Origin of the sequence: Rapidithrix thailandica (assembly GCF_039710355.1) — a bacterium.
Taxonomy (GTDB): domain Bacteria; phylum Bacteroidota; class Bacteroidia; order Cytophagales; family Flammeovirgaceae; genus Rapidithrix; species Rapidithrix thailandica.
In genome coordinates this window covers 774,623-791,339 of record NZ_JBDKWZ010000001.1, presented here as the reverse complement: position 1 = coordinate 791,339, position 16,717 = coordinate 774,623, and the positions used below count along the sequence as shown (strand labels likewise).

Below are 16,717 nucleotides of genomic sequence, written 5' to 3'. Positions count from 1 at the left end.
CTTCCAATCATGTTTCAATTCAGCTTATCAGCCAAGGTCACATTGATTTTTTCCATTTTGGTATTGAGTACCACTTTGGTAGCTGGATATTTGGTATACGAAGGTCACAAACAAACCTTGCTGAAGGCTTCTCACCAACGATTAACTCACACGTCTCAAATTGTAAGTACCCGGCTCTCAGATTTTGTCAAAGCCCTGAAAGATGATATCCGTTTTCTGGTCAATACGCCTGCCGCACAAGAGCTGGTCAACAACCAACGGCTTTCTCAAGAAGAATGGTCGGCTCAATTGGCCGCTATTTTTCACTCGTTATTGGAAAGCCGCCCCCAATATTTCCAAGTGCGACTTATCGGAATGGCCAATCAAGGCAAGGAACTCATACGTCTGGAGCAATTCAACAAGCAGATTACCCAAACGCCAGCGGAACAACTCCAAAGAAAAGGCGACCGGCCGTATTTTCAGGAAACGGCCCGGCTACCGGCAGGTGCAATTTACCTGTCGGATATCAATCTCAACCAAGAATACCAAACCATCAGCGAACCGCATATTCCTACCTTCCGGGTTGCTTCGCCCATTGTTGCTCCATCAGGCAATACATTCGGTATCATCATTATCAATGTGGATCTTTCCTCCTTCTTTCAGGATTTGCAAAAACTCACCGGGCAAAATCAACAAGTATATCTCACCAATGAAAAAGGAGATTACTTACTTCACCCCGACCCTTCCAAAACATTTGGTTTTGATTTGGGACAATCATTCACCCTGCAAAATGAGTTTCCGCAAATGGCCCGTTTATTTAAACCGGACACGGCCTTTCGACAGGAAACCTTCAGTGATGACTCGTTGGTAATACAAGTACAAAAAGTATTTCTGGACACCGGTAACAAGCGTTTTTTGACCGTAAGTGTAGCGGCTCCGTATACTGCCATCCTATCCGGGATCAATGCCGTACGCAACGAAAGCCTGTGGATCACCCTAAGTATTTGTATGGCAGGTATCCTGCTTACATTTGTCTTCGCCTATTTCCTCTTTCGTCCGTTGCATTCCATCACTACGGCCGTAAGGAAGTTCACCCCTCAACAACCCTCTTTTTCACTTCCTCATCAGCGAAAAGACGAAATCGGCATTCTGGCCAAGGCTTTTCAAAAGCTCACCAACCGGGTCAACCAGCAAATTGCCGAACTCAAAACCGCTCACCGCGAGGCAGAACAGGCCAGTCAGGCCAAAACGGAATTTCTATCCATGATCAGCCATGAAATCCGCACTCCGTTAAATGCCATTATTGGAATGAGTCATTTGTTAGAAAAGCAAGAAGCTTCCCCAAAACCAGAACTGCTTCAGGCCCTTCGCTTTTCGGCCGAAAGCCTTCGCCAACTCATCAATGATGTGTTGGACTTTTCAAAAATCGAAGCGGGAAAATTAACCTTTGAAAAACGGGTATTTTGCCTGAACGAACTCATGGAAAATATCTATCACGGCTTTTTGCCTTTGGCTGAAGAAAAAGGTTTGCAACTCAACTACCGTCCTTCCCGGTCGCAAGGTATCTACCTTCAAGGAGACCCGCTGCGTTTATCACAAATCTTACACAACCTGATCGGCAATGCCATCAAGTTCACCCATCAGGGAGCCGTAAACATTTATTGGGAGTTACACTCTCTTACCCAAGAACAAGTGCAGGTCTCTTTTACCTTGCAAGATTCGGGCATTGGCATACGGCAGGAAAACCTACAGGAAATTTTCAAACCCTTTGTTCAAGAAGACCCGGGCATTGACCGAAAATACGAAGGCACAGGCTTGGGCCTGGCAATTTCAAAAAAACTGATTGAATTGCAACAAGGAAAAATCTCCGTGAAAAGCCAACCGGGCAACACGGTTTTCTACTTTAGCCTCCCCTATTTACAAGTACAAAAACCCCGTCCGGAAAGCCTTTCGACACAAACCTTTACGGCTGAAAAATTCAGAGACCTCCACGTACTTTATGTGGAAGATGTGGAGTACAACCGGTTTTTAGTAGAAAACTACTTTGAAGAATGGCAGATTGCATTGGAAGTGGCAGCTTCCGGTCCCGAAGCCTTGGCCAAAGTACAAGAAATGCACTTTGACCTGATACTACTGGATATTCAAATGCCCGGTATGGACGGATATGAAGTAGCCCGCCACATCCGGCAAATCCCGCGGTACAAGCCTGTACCGGTCATTGCTTTAACCGCGCTGGTACAGGAAGTTTCCCTAGAGAAAGTTAAAGAAGCAGGTATGGACGGCCTGTTGGAAAAACCATTCACCCAGGAAGAATTGGCCCGCCTGTTGGAAAAGTACTTTGCTCCAGCGCCAGTTCACTCTCATCCACATTTGCCATCACTACTTCAAGACTTGTCTTTTCAGGATTTTATCAATAGCTACTTGAAAAACCCGGATAAAATCCGGCAGGCAACCCAATTATTTCAAAAGGAATTTCATCGGTACCCGGATGAATTTGCAAACGCTCTCCGTCAAAATCATCAAGAGAAGTTCAGGCAACTCTACCACCGCATACATCCGCATTTGAAAACTTTGCACTTGGAAAAACTCGACAATTACTTGGCAAAGGTTAAAAGAGAAATGGAACTCTTTCCCCCGTCAAAAAGAGAAGAAACCATAGTACTGTTAACGGAAAGTTTCGAATGCCTGATCAAGGAGATAGAGCAACTGAAACAATAATGCAGAAGCCATCTAAATTCTCCTGAATCAGAACTTATTCTAAAAACTTCAGACGTCCTAACAACTGGTTTTTGTAGGTAGTACTAATGGGTAAATTCTTTCCATTCACCCAAACGGCATGGTGGTCGATTTTTTCAATTTTCAGAAGATTTACAATGTAAGACCGGTGAATACGTACGAAGTTTTCGGGCAGTTGGGCTTCCAGTTTTTTCATACTCAACAAAGCCATATTCTTTTTCTTTCCCCGGTTAAACACCACATAGTTCGACTCCGACTCGATATAAAACACTTCGGATAGATGTATTTTCACCAGTTCATGACCGTCTTTTATAAAAAAGACTTCTTTATCGACTGTTGGGGTTACTGCCATCCGCTCCTTTGCTTTTTTCAGCGCTTGAAACAGGCGGGAGAATCGCAAAGGCTTCACCAGATAATCTACCACATCGTAATTATACGACTGTAAGGCAAATTGTTCGTCGGCTGTAATCAATACTACCGACACTGGCCGGTCCAAACTGTCTAACAACTCCCTTCCGGATAATTTAGGCAAGTTCAAATCCAACAACAACAAGTCAAACGCTTGGTTTTCCAGCAGCTGTAGTGCCTCCATGCCATTGGTTGCAATTTCCCAATTTTCAATAAATTCTATCTCGGATAAGTATTGCGCTAGTAAATCCCTTATCAAAGGGTCATCGTCCACAATCAGGCATTTCATGGTCCTTGTTGGTTGTAAGTAATAAGATTGTTTTAGGAGCCTTGGTCATAGTAGTATTACAACACCCTTATTTCCAGGATGGCTCCCGGTTGATTCACATAGTGAAGAAGGTATTTTACAAAAATAATCATTCACTTCACATATTCCACAGGTATTGTTTCCAGGAAAAAAATAACTTAGAAAGATTATCAGTCATTAAACGCATTTGGGAAGAAATGACTTGGGTCTGTACGTTGCTAACACTGCTCACTCAGCCTTACCCAAATCCGAAACCTTTCAACAAAAATTAAGCATTATGAAGATGAAATTTACTAACCTGCTCTTGTTATTGGCTATCGCCGGATGGGGCGTAGTGCTATTTTTACAAGTGCAAAGTAAAGATCAACCGGGAACCGTACCCCCTGTTCCCAATGACCAAGCAAACCTTCTGGAAACTTTTACGGACAACATCCCTTCTACTCCGCCGGTTAAAGACAGCCAGTTGGAAGAGTATGTATGGGACGGTAAAGAACGGTTTGAATTTTACAAATACGATATCAAAGACGAATTGCTCCCTTACCCTCCGGCCAAACCCGGAGACCGCACTCCTTTTGACCTATGGCGCTATGCCGGCAAGGGCAAATCTTCGTATGGCTCTCCCGAACTTCCCTCCGAATCCTGGGAAGCCTGGGTGAAGAAAAATACCGAAATGAAACCCAAACTCATGGCAGATGTCAGAGCCTACATGGCAGAGCGATATCACTTTACCGGAGAAGCCATGGAAGACGTGTGGATGTCGGGAAAGAGAAAACAAGTAATGAAAGGCCCGGTGGCCCGCTTGCCTAAAAATTTCAATTCTTTTGAAAAGTTAACTCAATTGAGTCCGGAAGAGATTAAGTCCAAAGACTTATTTCCGTACAAACCCTTGGCACACCCCATCCAAACCACTGCTCATATGGTATTCCCACGCAGTTGGATTGCCGTACACCCCGAGCATGAGCGTATGGACGTAGACATGGATATCCCAGAAGCCTATCTGCCCGAGTTTCCGGCTCCTATGTTTCTGACCACTCACAAGGAGTTGGGGGATGTGACCAACGGACAAGAGGTGACTTTTGACAATTACTATGAAATATTTGACGGGTTGTTAACTCCCGAACAAATGGAAGGCTTGAAAGAACTCCTTCGCCCTACCCCTACGACTTGGTTTAATCAAACCACTCACCGGGTAACCCTTCAGCCGAACAAAGGGGTCTCCTGCTTCGATTGCCATGTAAACGGCCACACCAACGGGGCAATAGAGTTGGCTCCGGACAGCCGCCCTAACCAAGGCCGCCTGCGTACCGATACCCCAACCATGAGGGGAAATTATAACTTAATGTTATTGTCTTCCAAGCGTTCGATCCGGTCGATGGATCACTTTGCCGAGGTAGAAGAGTACTTTGACGGAGATCCGGGAATGATGCAAACCATCGGTCCCAGAGGGGTAAACCGTACCGTTACCAACCGGATGGGTGACTTTAACTCCATTCTGGATTTTCCACCGGCCCCTAAACTAGGCCCTGCCGGAAAATTAATCGCCAGCAAAGCCAGCGAACAAGAGTTAAGAGGAGAAAAGCTGTTCCACGGTAAAGCTCAATGTTCCTCTTGCCATTACGGCCCTGCTTTTACGGATGATTATATGCACGACTTACAGGTAGAGCGGTTTTATGTGGGCCGTGCCGAAGGTCCTATCAAAACGTTCCCGCTTCGAGGCATTAAAGACTCGCCTCCTTATTTGCATGATGGGCGCTGTCCCACCTTGCACGATGCCGTAGAGTTTTTCAATATGGTATTGGAGTTAGAACTCAACAAACAAGAAAAAGAAGACTTGGTGGCTTATTTATTATGTCTGTAAACCTAATAATCTGTATTTCAAACTTACCTCTTTATCGTCAGCGTAAGTAAAATACACCCGGTCATTGTTGAATGGCCGGGCTTTTTCACCCTTCACTTTTCTGTTGCTTCCAATCGTATTTTCCACACACAGCATTTGGTAATTGATAGAGTTTCTCTAATTTTCCTCTGAAAAACAAAGAAAAACTTACCAAGATGATGCATATCATAGACCTTCATTTTTTGGAGCACCAACAGGCCATCGCGTCTTTTCTGATTGAAACTTCCGAGGGCCCTGTATTGATTGAGACCGGACCTTACTCCACATTCTCCCATTTAAAAAAGGGCATTGAAAACCTGGGGTATCAAGTGGAAGACGTAAAACATGTACTACTCACACATATCCACTTCGACCATGCCGGAGCTGCCTGGGCCTTTGCCCGACACGGGGCTACTATTTATTTACACCCTTTTGGCGCCCGCCATATGGCAGACCCCGGCAAACTGGTAGAATCTGCCAGACGGATTTATAAAGACGATATGGACCGCCTTTGGTCAGACATCCAAGCCATTCCCGAAAAGCAATTGCAAACAGTAGAACACGAAGAAACACTGCACATCGGTGGGGTGTCCTTTATTTCCTGGCATACACCGGGTCATGCCAATCATCATATTGCCTGGCAAATAGGAAGTGACTTATTTACCGGAGATGTGGCCGGAGTAAAAATTGGCGATGGCCCGGTAATCCCTCCTTGTCCTCCACCGGATATCAGTCTGGAAAAATGGAAAAATTCGCTGGAAATAATCCGGAAAATCCAACCCGCCAAGTTGTACCTGACGCATTACGGTGAAGTGACAGAGATAGAAGCTCATCTGGATTTACTGGAAGAACATTTGAATGAGTATGCCTACTGGATCAAGGAGCGTTGGGAACAAGGAATGAGTCTAGAAGAAATGACTCCTCTGTTTGAACAGTATATTCAAAAAGAGTTAAAATCAAAAGGTCTGAATGACGAGGCTTTGGCTCAATACCAAGCCGCCAACCCGGCATGGATGAGTGTGGCCGGCCTGGTGAGATATTGGAAGAAAAAACAGGAGAAACCAAAGGATTAATGTAGCTTTGCGCCTTTTCCCGTAAGAGTACCTTTATCCATACAAGAGGTGAGGGTAAAACCTGCTTCTACTCAGGAGGGTATTCTTAGCGTCATTTTTAAATCAAAACTTCTTAACATTCATCACTTACTACTTTTAACGGGTAATTAAAATGTTAAACTTCCAGGATATAGAACTTGCAGAATTGGTCATTCACAAAGTAGGCAACAAAATTCAAGAGGAGCCTCTCAATTTGTCTCAACGCCCCGTTCCGGTGGGAGACGAAGCTTTGCTTGAAGTACTGAGCAAATATTTCCTTACGCCTTTTAAGGAACCGAACTATTACCAGTTTACCCATGAATCGGATATTGAACTGAACGAAGTCTACAACTATGCCCATAAGATTTTTGCAGACCCGGGATGTTTCTTTTTACAGTCGGTAAATATTGCCAAACATTTGTATGAGTCTACCGATCATCCTAATATCAAAAGCGGGGAATTATACCTGGCCTATTTCAGGGATTGCGTCATGGGCGATGAACTGGTGGATGCCATCGGACTTTTCAAATCGGAAAATAAAGATACCTACCTGAAGGTCTATCCTCAGGACAATACTTTCGGGATCAATCAGGAAGAAGGAGTCAATATCAAACGCCTGGACAAAGGCTGTCTGATCTTTAATACCGAGCAAGAACAGGGGTATAAAGTATGTATGGTGGACAATACCAACAAGGGGCAGGAAGCCCAATACTGGAAAGACCACTTCTTACGTCTGAAGCCCTGGGAAGACATTTTCTACCACACCCAGAATTACATGGATATCTGTAAAGGCTTTGTGGAAGAGGTCTATAACCCGGAACACAATGTGGATCGAGCCGATCAAATTGTGATGATGAACCGCTCCATGGATTATTTCAAAGAAAAGGAAGCCTTTAATGTTCAGGAATTCGAAAATGAAGTAATTCAGGAACCGGAAGTTGTAGAAGCCTTTAGAGAATACAAAGAGGAATTCCAGGAAAAAAATGATGTCAAAACTTTTGATGAGTTCGATATTTCCAAACCTGCCGTAAAAGGCAACAAGAAAAACTTCAAAAGTGTGTTAAAGTTGGATAAAAATTTCCACGTCTACATCCACGGTGACCGGGACTATATCGAGCGCGGTTACGATGAAGTACGGGACATGCATTACTATCAATTGTTTTTCAAGCAAGAGGGCTAATTGTTAGCTTCCACACACTAACTCTTCAAGGTTTCCCGGTAAGGAGCTTCTCAAGCTCTCATAAGCAATACATTGGTCTCCTTGAAGAGTTTATACCGGACTCCTCCCAATTTACAAATACTCGCTGCTCCGTTCGTTTTCAAACAAGTATTCCCTGTATGAATGATAAGCTCCCGCTAGAGTAAATTAAGCTCCCGCATCTCTTTTTCACGAATCACCAATCCCAGTTAACTGTTAACAGTCTCCCCCTTCATCTTAGCAGAAAATTATTTATCTTTCAGTAAAGTATACCGGATACGGTAAACGCATCAGGCAGTTATTGAAAATGAAAAATTTACCCACCATGAGTAACAAACTTAAAAAGTACTGGAAAACCAACCTTTTCTACCTGCTCCTTCTGTTGTCCATATGGTTTGTAGTGTCTTATGTATGCGGCATTTTGTTCGTGGAGCCACTCAATTCCATCCGGATAGGAGGCTTCAAACTGGGTTTCTGGTTTGCCCAACAAGGCGCTATGTATGTATTTATTGTGTTGATTTTTGTCTATGTCTATTTGATGAATAAACTGGATAAGAAATACGATGTCGATGAACAATAGAGAGAAAGCTCAGACCTGAAGGACAAAGCGTACAGTTTTCACTGTGCTCAGCCTCTTGAGAGCTCTTTTACCTTTTACTCCCCCTTTTCACCTTAATTATTCCTGAAAACTATGAGTGTTCAAATCTGGACTTATATACTGGTTGCCATTTCATTTAGCCTTTATATCGGCATTGCCATTTGGTCAAGAGCTGGCTCTACCAAAGAATTTTATGTAGCCGGAGGTGGTGTACACCCCTTAGCCAACGGTATGGCCACTGCAGCCGACTGGATGTCAGCTGCGTCTTTTATTTCTATGGCGGGCTTAATTTCCTTTATGGGCTATGACGGTTCGGTCTACTTGATGGGCTGGACAGGCGGTTACGTTTTACTGGCTCTGTTATTGGCTCCTTACCTGCGAAAATTCGGCAAATTCACCGTGCCCGATTTTATCGGGGACCGCTATTACTCCAATACGGCCCGTACCGTAGCGGTGGTTTGCGCTTTATTCGTTTCATTTACCTATGTGGCCGGACAAATGCGGGGGGTGGGAGTGGTTTTCAGTCGCTTTTTGGAAGTTCCTGTAGAGCAAGGGGTAATTATCGGCATGGCCATCGTCTTCTTTTATGCCGTATTAGGCGGCATGAAAGGCATTACGTATACCCAAGTGGCCCAATATTGTGTGTTGATCTTTGCTTTTATGGTCCCTGCCATTTTCATTTCCATTCAGTTAACCGGAACCCTGTTACCTCAGTTAGGCTTTGGCGCAAAGACGGCCGATGGAATGTATTTGTTGGATAAGTTAGACGGCCTTCACCGTGAATTAGGTTTTGCCGAATACACTTCGGGCAAAAAATCTCTTACCGATGTGTTTTTCATAACTGCGGCCTTGATGATTGGCACAGCAGGTTTACCCCATGTTATTGTTCGTTTCTTTACCGTTCCCCGGGTGAAGGATGCCCGGCTCTCTGCCGGATACGCCTTGATTTTTATTGCTATTTTGTACACCACGGCCCCGGCCATAGCAGCTTTTGCCCGCACCAACCTGATTGAAACGGTCAAAGACAGAGAGTACACTACCGTGCCCGCCTGGTTTTCCAAATGGGAAGAAACAGGCCTTATCGGTTTTGAAGACAAAAACGGGGATGGAAAAATTCAATATTTGGCCAATCCCGAGCAAAACGAACTGACTATTGACCGGGACATTATGGTGCTGGCCAACCCCGAAATTGCCCGCTTGCCCAATTGGGTGATTGCACTGGTAGCGGCCGGGGGGCTGGCCGCGGCCCTCTCCACGGCTGCCGGTTTGCTCTTGGTGATTTCGACTTCTGTTTCTCACGATCTGATCAAAAAACAAATCAATCCCAACATCAGTGAACGGGGTGAATTGGTGGCGGCCCGGATAGCAGCCGCATTGGCCGTAGTGGTGGCCGGAATCTTCGGGATTTATCCCCCCGATTATGTAGCAGCCGTAGTGGCACTCGCTTTCGGATTGGCCGCAGCTTCCTTTTTCCCGGCCATTATTTTAGGCATCTTTTACAAACGGATGAACAAAGAAGGCGCTATTGCCGGGATGATCAGCGGCTTGCTCTTTACCTGTATTTATATTTATCATTTTAAATTCGGAGAGGGGCAAGCAGAAGATTGGTTGTTCGGAATTTCGCCCGAAGGTATTGGTACTTTGGGAATGCTTATTAACTTTATAGTGTCGATAGTGGTCACGGGGTTCACACCTCCCCCACCGATGCGTATCCAATCAATGGTGGATCATATACGGTACCCGAGAGGAGGAGATATATTGCACAATCCCCCGGTAAACACACCTGTCGACAAAAAACTAACACATGAATAGCCCAAAAGAGAACAGCTCTCTTTATTAGTAACCATAAACAACCGGATGCCTCCAAGGCAAACCAACATGACCGAAAGTATAAAAATGCCACAGAACATGGATTAATACCTACTGCACTGCATGCTCTTTCCTGGTCAACCTTGGAAAAGCAGTTGTTTAATTTTTTTGTAAAGTTCAATCTAATAAAAAGTAAATATGATCGGAAGAATTAGAAACCTGGAAGATTATACTGTGGCCTATAGAACAAGTGTCAATGAACCGGAAGCATTTTGGGCCCAACAAGCCGAAAGTTTCTATTGGCGAAAGAAATGGGACAAAGTGCTGGATTGGGATTTTGAAGATTATAATGTCAATTGGTTTAAAGGAGGAAAACTCAATATTACTGAAAACTGCCTGGACCGTCACCTCTTAGAAAGAGGAGATAAAACCGCCATTATCTGGGAGCCCAACGACCCCAAAGAACCCAACCGGACATTCACATACAAAGAGCTGCATAGTGAAGTCTGTAAATTCGCCAATGTACTGCAAAACAACGGAGTAGTGAAAGGTGACCGGGTATGTATTTACATGCCAATGGTGCCGGAACTGACCATTGCCGTACTGGCCTGTGCCCGGATCGGAGCCATCCATTCGGTAATCTTTGCAGGCTTCTCCGCCTCCTCACTGTCAAGCCGGGTGCAAGATGCGGAAGCCAAAATTGTACTGACCTCTGACGGAGCCTACCGGGGCGCCAAAACCCTGGACCTCAAACCCATTGTGGACGAAGCCTTGGAATTTTCCGACTCCGTAGAAAAGGTACTCGTATTGCAAAGAACCCAAGCGGAAATCAATATGCAAGAAGGGCGCGACCTTTGGTGGCATGAAGAATTGGCCAAAGCAGACGATCAAAACGCAGCAGTGGAAACCGACTCCGAAGATCCGCTTTTTATCCTATATACTTCCGGCTCTACCGGCAAACCCAAAGGAGTGGTTCACACCACCGGCGGATACATGGTGTATACTTGGTATTCCTTTCTGAATGTATTTCAATATGAAGAAAATGACGTGTATTGGTGTACGGCTGATATAGGTTGGATTACCGGACACTCCTATATCGTTTACGGTCCTTTGTTAGCCGGAGCCACTTCCCTGATGTTCGAAGGAGTGCCTACCTATCCGGATGCTGGCCGTTTCTGGAGGATTTGCGATAAATACCAAGTCAATATTTTCTATACGGCCCCTACGGCTATCCGTGCACTCATGGCCTACGGCTTAGAACATGTGGAGCTATATGACCTGAAATCGTTACGGGTGCTCGGTACGGTGGGTGAACCCATCAACTCTGAAGCCTGGCATTGGTACCACGATCATATCGGAAAAAACAAATGCCCGATCGTGGATACCTGGTGGCAAACAGAAACCGGAGGAATTATGATTTCCCCGATGGCCGGAATCACCCCTACCAAGCCCACTTATGCCACCCTGCCTCTGCCCGGAATCCAACCGGTATTGCTGGACAGCGAAGGAAAGGAAATCGAAGGGAAAGGAGTGGAAGGAAACTTATGTATTAAATTTCCATGGCCGTCTATGATCCGTACTACTTATGGAGATCATGAACGCTGCAAGCAAACGTATTTCTCTACTTACAAAGGCTATTACTTTACCGGTGACGGTTGTAAACGGGACGAAGACGGCTACTATCGCATCTTGGGTAGAGTGGACGATGTCATCAATGTATCCGGTCATCGCCTCGGAACGGCAGAGATCGAAAATGCCATCAATTTGCACTCGGCGGTGGTGGAATCTGCCGTAGTTGGATACCCTCACGAAATCAAAGGACAGGGCATCTATGCCTATGTCATCTGTGACGGAGACATGGTAGAAGCTTCTGACCTGGAGGATATCAAAAAAGAAGTAATTGCCACCGTAAACAAGGCCATCGGCCCGATTGCCAAACCGGACAAAGTGCAAATCGTAAGAGGTTTGCCGAAAACCCGTTCCGGTAAAATTATGCGAAGGATCCTTCGAAAAATTGCCGAAGGAGACACTAACAATTTAGGGGATACTTCTACCCTGCTCGATCCGTCTATCGTTGAGAGCATTAAAGAAGGCGCTCAATAAAACTTTCCGGAGGCTGCCTGAAAAGACAACAGGATATGTAATGCCACTAAGGTTCTAAGACATAAAAAGCAGCAAAAACTTGATTTTGAACTAGTTAATCTCGTGCAAGTCTTAGTACCTTTGTGGCTATCTATCGCCTTTTCAGACAGTCTCTTTTTATGTGAAAACCAGTATTTTGAAAATAGTCACTACTGTAGTTGACGGCATTGAACCAGACCGTTTGGAGTAAAAATACCCGGTAGGCTGTCTGCTTTTATAAAAGAAAAATCACGTATTCTCTCCCAAACCCCGGAGAGGCTCTACATCATGAAATGAGTTGCCCTTTGATAGGCCAACAATACCCTTTCGAATCCTCATAAAAGGATGATGTATATCATTCTCTACCTTACCCGGAGGTACTAGCTTTGCATCAGTAGGGGGAACATACAGAGAAGAAAAGAGTTTTTTTAGAAAAGCCATATTCCTTTTGTGTTTAACATCTTGGCAATTGACGCTCAACAGCCTTTAGATTACCTGGATTCCCGTCTTTCACTTCTCTGATGCCCCTCTACTTTGAAGCTTTACTAAACATGTAAGCCGTGAAACAAATCGAGAAAGCCACTACCTGTTACCATTGCGGGGAGGATTGTGAAGAGACCCTCTTGTTTTTTGAGGAGAAGCCGTTTTGTTGCCAAGGTTGCCAAACGGTCTATCAATTGTTGTCAGAGAATGACCTGTCGGATTATTATTGTATCGAAAACCAACCGGGACTCACACAGAAGGAACGGGGTTCGGCCGATAAATTTGCCTACTTGGACGATGACTCCATTCGTCAAAAGCTCATTGATTTTTCCGATCAGCGACTTACCAAAATAAGCTTTTATCTCCCCCAAATCCACTGCGCTTCCTGTGTATGGCTTCTGGAAAAACTTCCACAATTACACGAAGGAGTTTTACAATCGAAAGTCAATTTTCTAAAAAAAGAGCTGTACATTTCTTTTGATGAAAATGACCTTTCTCTAAGAAAGTTGGTAGAGTTGCTCTGGCACTTGGGCTATGAGCCGCATATCAGTCTGGAAGATTTTGATAAAAAAGAACGAAAAGCCTCTACACAAACCCAATCGTTTTATATCAAGCTTGGAATTACAGGATTTTGCTTTGGCAATATCATGATGCTCAGCTTTCCGGAGTACCTGGGCATTAGCCATCTGGACGCGGACTTTATCCGGCTCTTTGGCTATATCAACTTGTTTTTGTCCTTGCCGGTATTTTTTTACGGAGCCAGTGATTATTTGCGTTCTGCCTGGACAGCCCTTTCCCATAAAACCGTTAATATTGACGTACCCATCTCGTTGGGGATTTTTGCGCTGTTCGGACGGAGTATTTATGAAATTCTTTCCCAAACAGGGGCCGGGTATCTGGATTCCCTTGCCTCACTGATTTTTCTCTTGCTGATAGGAAAGTGGTTTCAGCAAAAGACGTTCGAAAATATTTCTTTTGAACGGGATTATAAATCTTACTTTCCCATAGCAGTCACCACTTTGCAAGGAACACAAGAGCAAACCACTCCATTGGAAAAACTCAAAGAAAAGGATGTCATCGTGGTGAGGAGCGGAGAGTTGATTCCGGCCGATGCGTTACTACTGCAAGGGGAAGCCCGTATTGACTATAGCTTTGTAACGGGGGAGTCCAACCCTGTTCCGAAAAAAACCGGGGAGTTAATTTATGCCGGAGGAAGACAACGGGGAGGGATTTTGCATTTACAAATTATCAAAGAAGTATCTCAAAGTTACCTGACTCGCCTGTGGAACGAACAAATATTTCAGAAACAAGGCTTTACAGGGCTTCACAATAAAACCAACCTTATCAGTAAATACTTTACCCTGGCCATCTTGTTGGTAGCATTTGGCGCAGGTACTTATTGGTGGTTACAAGATGCGGCCGGTATGGCTGTCAATACCTTTACGGCCGTTCTGATTATCGCTTGTCCATGTGCCTTGGCCTTAAATGCTCCCTTTACCTTGGGCAATGCTCTGCGTATCCTGGCTCGCTTCAAGTTGTTTTTAAAAGATACGGAAGTGATTGAACGGATGGCGGAGACTTCACATATCGTCTTTGACAAAACGGGAACCATTACCCGAAGCGGGGAAGACAAAATACGCTTTCAAGGAGAAGCCCTAAGTCCCGGGGAACAGGAGCAAATCAATGCCTTGGTCAACCACTCAACCCACCCGGTAAGTAAAGAGATAGCCGGCTATCTGAACTTACCACTCAACGGTCAGCGTGTAGAACATTTTGAGGAAAATACCGGACAGGGCATTTCCGCCTTTATCGGACAACAGGAAGTGCGTTTGGGAAAAGCCCGGTTTGTATCGGAACAAGCCATAGAGAAGCCCAAAGAAATTTTTCAAACCACCGCCTATGTCTCTTTCGATAAAGTCATCAAAGGGTATTTTCAAATGAAACAATCCCTGAGGGAAGGAATTGAAAACCTGATCCGGCATCTGTCCGGAACTTATCAACTATCACTGCTTTCGGGCGACAACGAAGGGGAAAAAACGCGCTTGGCTCATATCTTTCCTGCGGGAAGTACGCTGGCTTTCCAACAGTCTCCGGAGCAAAAAATGCGCTTTATCGAGCAATTACAACAAAAGGGAAACAAAGTCATGATGTTAGGAGATGGCTTAAACGATGCCGGAGCCCTAAAACAGAGTGATGTGGGATTGGCCATTACCGAAAATGTCCATCAGTTCAGCCCCGCTTGTGACGGGATTTTACACGCAACACATTTGCCACAGTTGCACCGGTTTTTAACGTATAGCAAGCGCTGTATGCAAACGGTATACGGAGGCTTCATTCTCTCCCTTTTATACAATATAGTCGGCCTGAGCTTTGCCGTACAAGGCACACTGTCACCCATTGTAGCGGCCATTCTTATGCCTTTAAGTTCCATCACGGTAGTTACGTATGGCGTATTGAGTTCCAGCTATTTTGCCAAACACTTAGAAAAATAAAAAAACCTTCAAGGGTGCTCGACTCTTGAAGGTTTTTGCCTTTCGGGCTTTCTATTTTATTACGTCAAATATTTCTCTCTCACTTCTTTGTTCAATTCCAAAGTGCCTTTGTTGATGATCCCCACAGCTCTTCCGGTCAACTCTTTTCCAACAAACGGCGTGTTTTTAGAAAGGGATTGGATATGCTCTTTTTCAAAGGTCCAGGCAGCTGTTTCATGGAACAAGGTCAGACAAGCGGCTTCTCCTACTTTGATTCTCGCATCGCCCAAGCCCAATACCTTTCTTGGCCCCGTAGTCAGTTTTTGAATCAGCTTATCCAGCGTAATGGTTTCGGGCTTTTGAGTGTTCAATACCGCAAAGGCTGTTTCCAAGCCTAAGATTCCAAAGTCCGCATAGTCAAACTCCAGTTCCTTGCATTCGGGATCATGTGCCGTATGGGCAGTAACAATACAATCAATCGTATCGTCTTCAATTCCCTTCCATAAAGCCTCTATATCCTGCTCCGGGCGAAACGGAGGTTTCACCTTCAAGTTCGTGTCAAACATCATCAAATCCTGATCGGTAAAAGCAATTTGATGAGCGGCAATATCACAGGTAACTTGCAAACCTTCTTGTTTTGCTTGCCGGATAAGCGCTACGGAACGGGCTGTTGAGATGGTCGAGAAATGCATTTTCCCCCCGGTATAACGCAGTAAATTCAAGTCGCGTTGAATCGCCATTTCCTCAGCAATGGCAGGCATTCCTCTCAAGCCCAACATGGTGCTTGCCACGCCTTCATGCATTCCGCGGTTTTCCGTAAGTTCGGGTTCATCCGGATAGTTGATCAACAGCCCGTCTATTCGTTGCAAATACAGCAAAGCTTTGGTCAGTGCCCCGGTATGCCACATAGGGTGCAAGCCGTCCGAAAAGGCTATGGCACCGGCATGGTGCAAATCAATAATTTCCGTGATTTCCAAGCCTTCCGTATCTTTCGTCACTGCGGCAAGCGGATGAAGCGTCACAGGCAGTTTCTCACCCCGTGATTTTACATAATGGACATCGTCTTTGTATTGGATGACCGGAGTTGTATTGGGCAACACCGCCAAATCGGTAAACCCTCCAAAACAGGCAGAGGCGGCCAAGGTTTCGAAAGTATCTTTATGCTCGAGGCCAGGCTCACGCAATACAGCCTGCATATCCATCCAGCCATACGACACTGAAAGCTCACTCCCATCGACTTCCGTGCCTTCTTCCGAAGTCACATCTTTTCCCAAGGCTTCGATACGGCCGTTGCGAATGATTACATTTACTCTTTGATGATGAAGATCAGCTTGTGGATCGACCAGTTTGATATTTTTAAGAAGAATAACACTCATGCGGTAGCTTCTTTATACGTTGAGTACATTGTTCGTTTACCAGCCATTCCAGTGATGGGAATAACTTCGCAAAGTTGTAGCATCTTTTTGTCTTCACCAAAAAATCGAACAGTTAAACCACCCCTTCTTCCCAATATCCCTGTTCATTTTGGGGATTTCCAAGGGATTTCATTTTACAAATCACTACATTTCTCTTCTGCCAAATCAGAATAAGCTCCTCAATTTCATTGCGAAGCTTAGCAAATAGGTTATTATTGCACTTGA

Annotated in this window: 11 protein-coding genes; 8 read left to right on the top strand and 3 right to left on the bottom strand. The window is 44.9% G+C overall.

The window, feature by feature from the left end:
• The first annotated feature begins 9 nt into the window (after positions 1-9).
• On the top strand, positions 10-2,697 hold the full coding sequence (locus AAG747_RS02935; RefSeq protein ID WP_346819628.1) for a response regulator: 2,688 nt from the start codon (positions 10-12) through the stop codon (positions 2,695-2,697).
• 34 nt (positions 2,698-2,731) lie between these two features.
• Here the strand turns inward: AAG747_RS02935 and AAG747_RS02930 are convergent, their stop codons facing one another.
• The gene (locus AAG747_RS02930) at positions 2,732-3,412 is read right to left on the bottom strand and encodes a LytR/AlgR family response regulator transcription factor (RefSeq protein WP_346819627.1); all 681 of its coding nucleotides are present in this window, start codon (positions 3,410-3,412) and stop codon (positions 2,732-2,734) included.
• A gap of 295 nt (positions 3,413-3,707) precedes the next feature.
• On the opposite strand from AAG747_RS02930, the gene AAG747_RS02925 reads away from it, so the two are divergent.
• Positions 3,708-5,288 carry a cytochrome C gene (locus AAG747_RS02925; RefSeq protein ID WP_346819626.1) on the top strand — a complete coding sequence of 527 codons (1,581 nt, stop codon included), beginning with the start codon at positions 3,708-3,710 and terminating at the stop codon, positions 5,286-5,288.
• Here the strand turns inward: AAG747_RS02925 and AAG747_RS02920 are convergent.
• Complete coding sequence (locus tag AAG747_RS02920) at positions 5,277-5,414, bottom strand: hypothetical protein (protein ID WP_346819625.1); 138 nt, start codon at positions 5,412-5,414, stop codon at positions 5,277-5,279. The two genes, AAG747_RS02925 and AAG747_RS02920, sit on opposite strands and share 12 nt — an antisense overlap.
• A gap of 68 nt (positions 5,415-5,482) precedes the next feature.
• On the opposite strand from AAG747_RS02920, the gene AAG747_RS02915 reads away from it, so the two are divergent.
• From AAG747_RS02915 to AAG747_RS02890, 6 genes are all read left to right on the top strand, one after another.
• On the top strand, positions 5,483-6,379 hold the full coding sequence (locus AAG747_RS02915) for an MBL fold metallo-hydrolase (protein WP_346819624.1): 897 nt from the start codon (positions 5,483-5,485) through the stop codon (positions 6,377-6,379).
• 151 nt (positions 6,380-6,530) lie between these two features.
• Complete coding sequence (locus tag AAG747_RS02910; protein WP_346819623.1) at positions 6,531-7,577, top strand: nucleoid-associated protein; 1,047 nt, start codon at positions 6,531-6,533, stop codon at positions 7,575-7,577.
• A gap of 343 nt (positions 7,578-7,920) precedes the next feature.
• Positions 7,921-8,175 (top strand): DUF4212 domain-containing protein, encoded by a 255-nt coding sequence (locus AAG747_RS02905; RefSeq protein ID WP_346819622.1) that lies wholly within the window; start codon positions 7,921-7,923, stop codon positions 8,173-8,175.
• A 111-nt stretch (positions 8,176-8,286) separates the two neighbouring features.
• Positions 8,287-10,005 carry a sodium:solute symporter family protein gene (locus tag AAG747_RS02900; protein WP_346819621.1) on the top strand — a complete coding sequence of 573 codons (1,719 nt, stop codon included), beginning with the start codon at positions 8,287-8,289 and terminating at the stop codon, positions 10,003-10,005.
• A gap of 195 nt (positions 10,006-10,200) precedes the next feature.
• Positions 10,201-12,105: an acetate--CoA ligase gene (gene acs / locus AAG747_RS02895; protein ID WP_346819620.1), complete on the top strand. Its 1,905-nt coding sequence runs from the start codon at positions 10,201-10,203 to the stop codon at positions 12,103-12,105.
• 578 nt (positions 12,106-12,683) lie between these two features.
• Positions 12,684-15,098, top strand: coding sequence for a heavy metal translocating P-type ATPase (locus AAG747_RS02890; protein WP_346819619.1), 2,415 nt, complete (start codon positions 12,684-12,686; stop codon positions 15,096-15,098).
• A 59-nt stretch (positions 15,099-15,157) separates the two neighbouring features.
• Here the strand turns inward: AAG747_RS02890 and AAG747_RS02885 are convergent, their stop codons facing one another.
• Complete coding sequence (locus tag AAG747_RS02885) at positions 15,158-16,453, bottom strand: dihydroorotase (RefSeq protein ID WP_346819618.1); 1,296 nt, start codon at positions 16,451-16,453, stop codon at positions 15,158-15,160.
• Positions 16,454-16,717 lie beyond the last annotated feature (264 nt).

Excerpts from the sequence above, each read along its gene's own strand:
- AAG747_RS02910 (WP_346819623.1), top strand. The coding sequence starts at position 6,531 with ATGTTAAACTTCCAGGATATAGAACTTGCAGAATTGGTCATTCACAAA.
- acs (WP_346819620.1), top strand. The coding sequence starts at position 10,201 with ATGATCGGAAGAATTAGAAACCTGGAAGATTATACTGTGGCCTATAGA.
- AAG747_RS02900 (WP_346819621.1), top strand. The coding sequence starts at position 8,287 with ATGAGTGTTCAAATCTGGACTTATATACTGGTTGCCATTTCATTTAGC.
- AAG747_RS02935 (WP_346819628.1), top strand. The coding sequence starts at position 10 with ATGTTTCAATTCAGCTTATCAGCCAAGGTCACATTGATTTTTTCCATT.
- AAG747_RS02885 (WP_346819618.1), bottom strand. The coding sequence starts at position 16,453 with ATGAGTGTTATTCTTCTTAAAAATATCAAACTGGTCGATCCACAAGCT.
- AAG747_RS02925 (WP_346819626.1), top strand. The coding sequence starts at position 3,708 with ATGAAGATGAAATTTACTAACCTGCTCTTGTTATTGGCTATCGCCGGA.
- AAG747_RS02905 (WP_346819622.1), top strand. The coding sequence starts at position 7,921 with ATGAGTAACAAACTTAAAAAGTACTGGAAAACCAACCTTTTCTACCTG.
- AAG747_RS02915 (WP_346819624.1), top strand. The coding sequence starts at position 5,483 with ATGATGCATATCATAGACCTTCATTTTTTGGAGCACCAACAGGCCATC.
- AAG747_RS02930 (WP_346819627.1), bottom strand. The coding sequence starts at position 3,412 with ATGAAATGCCTGATTGTGGACGATGACCCTTTGATAAGGGATTTACTA.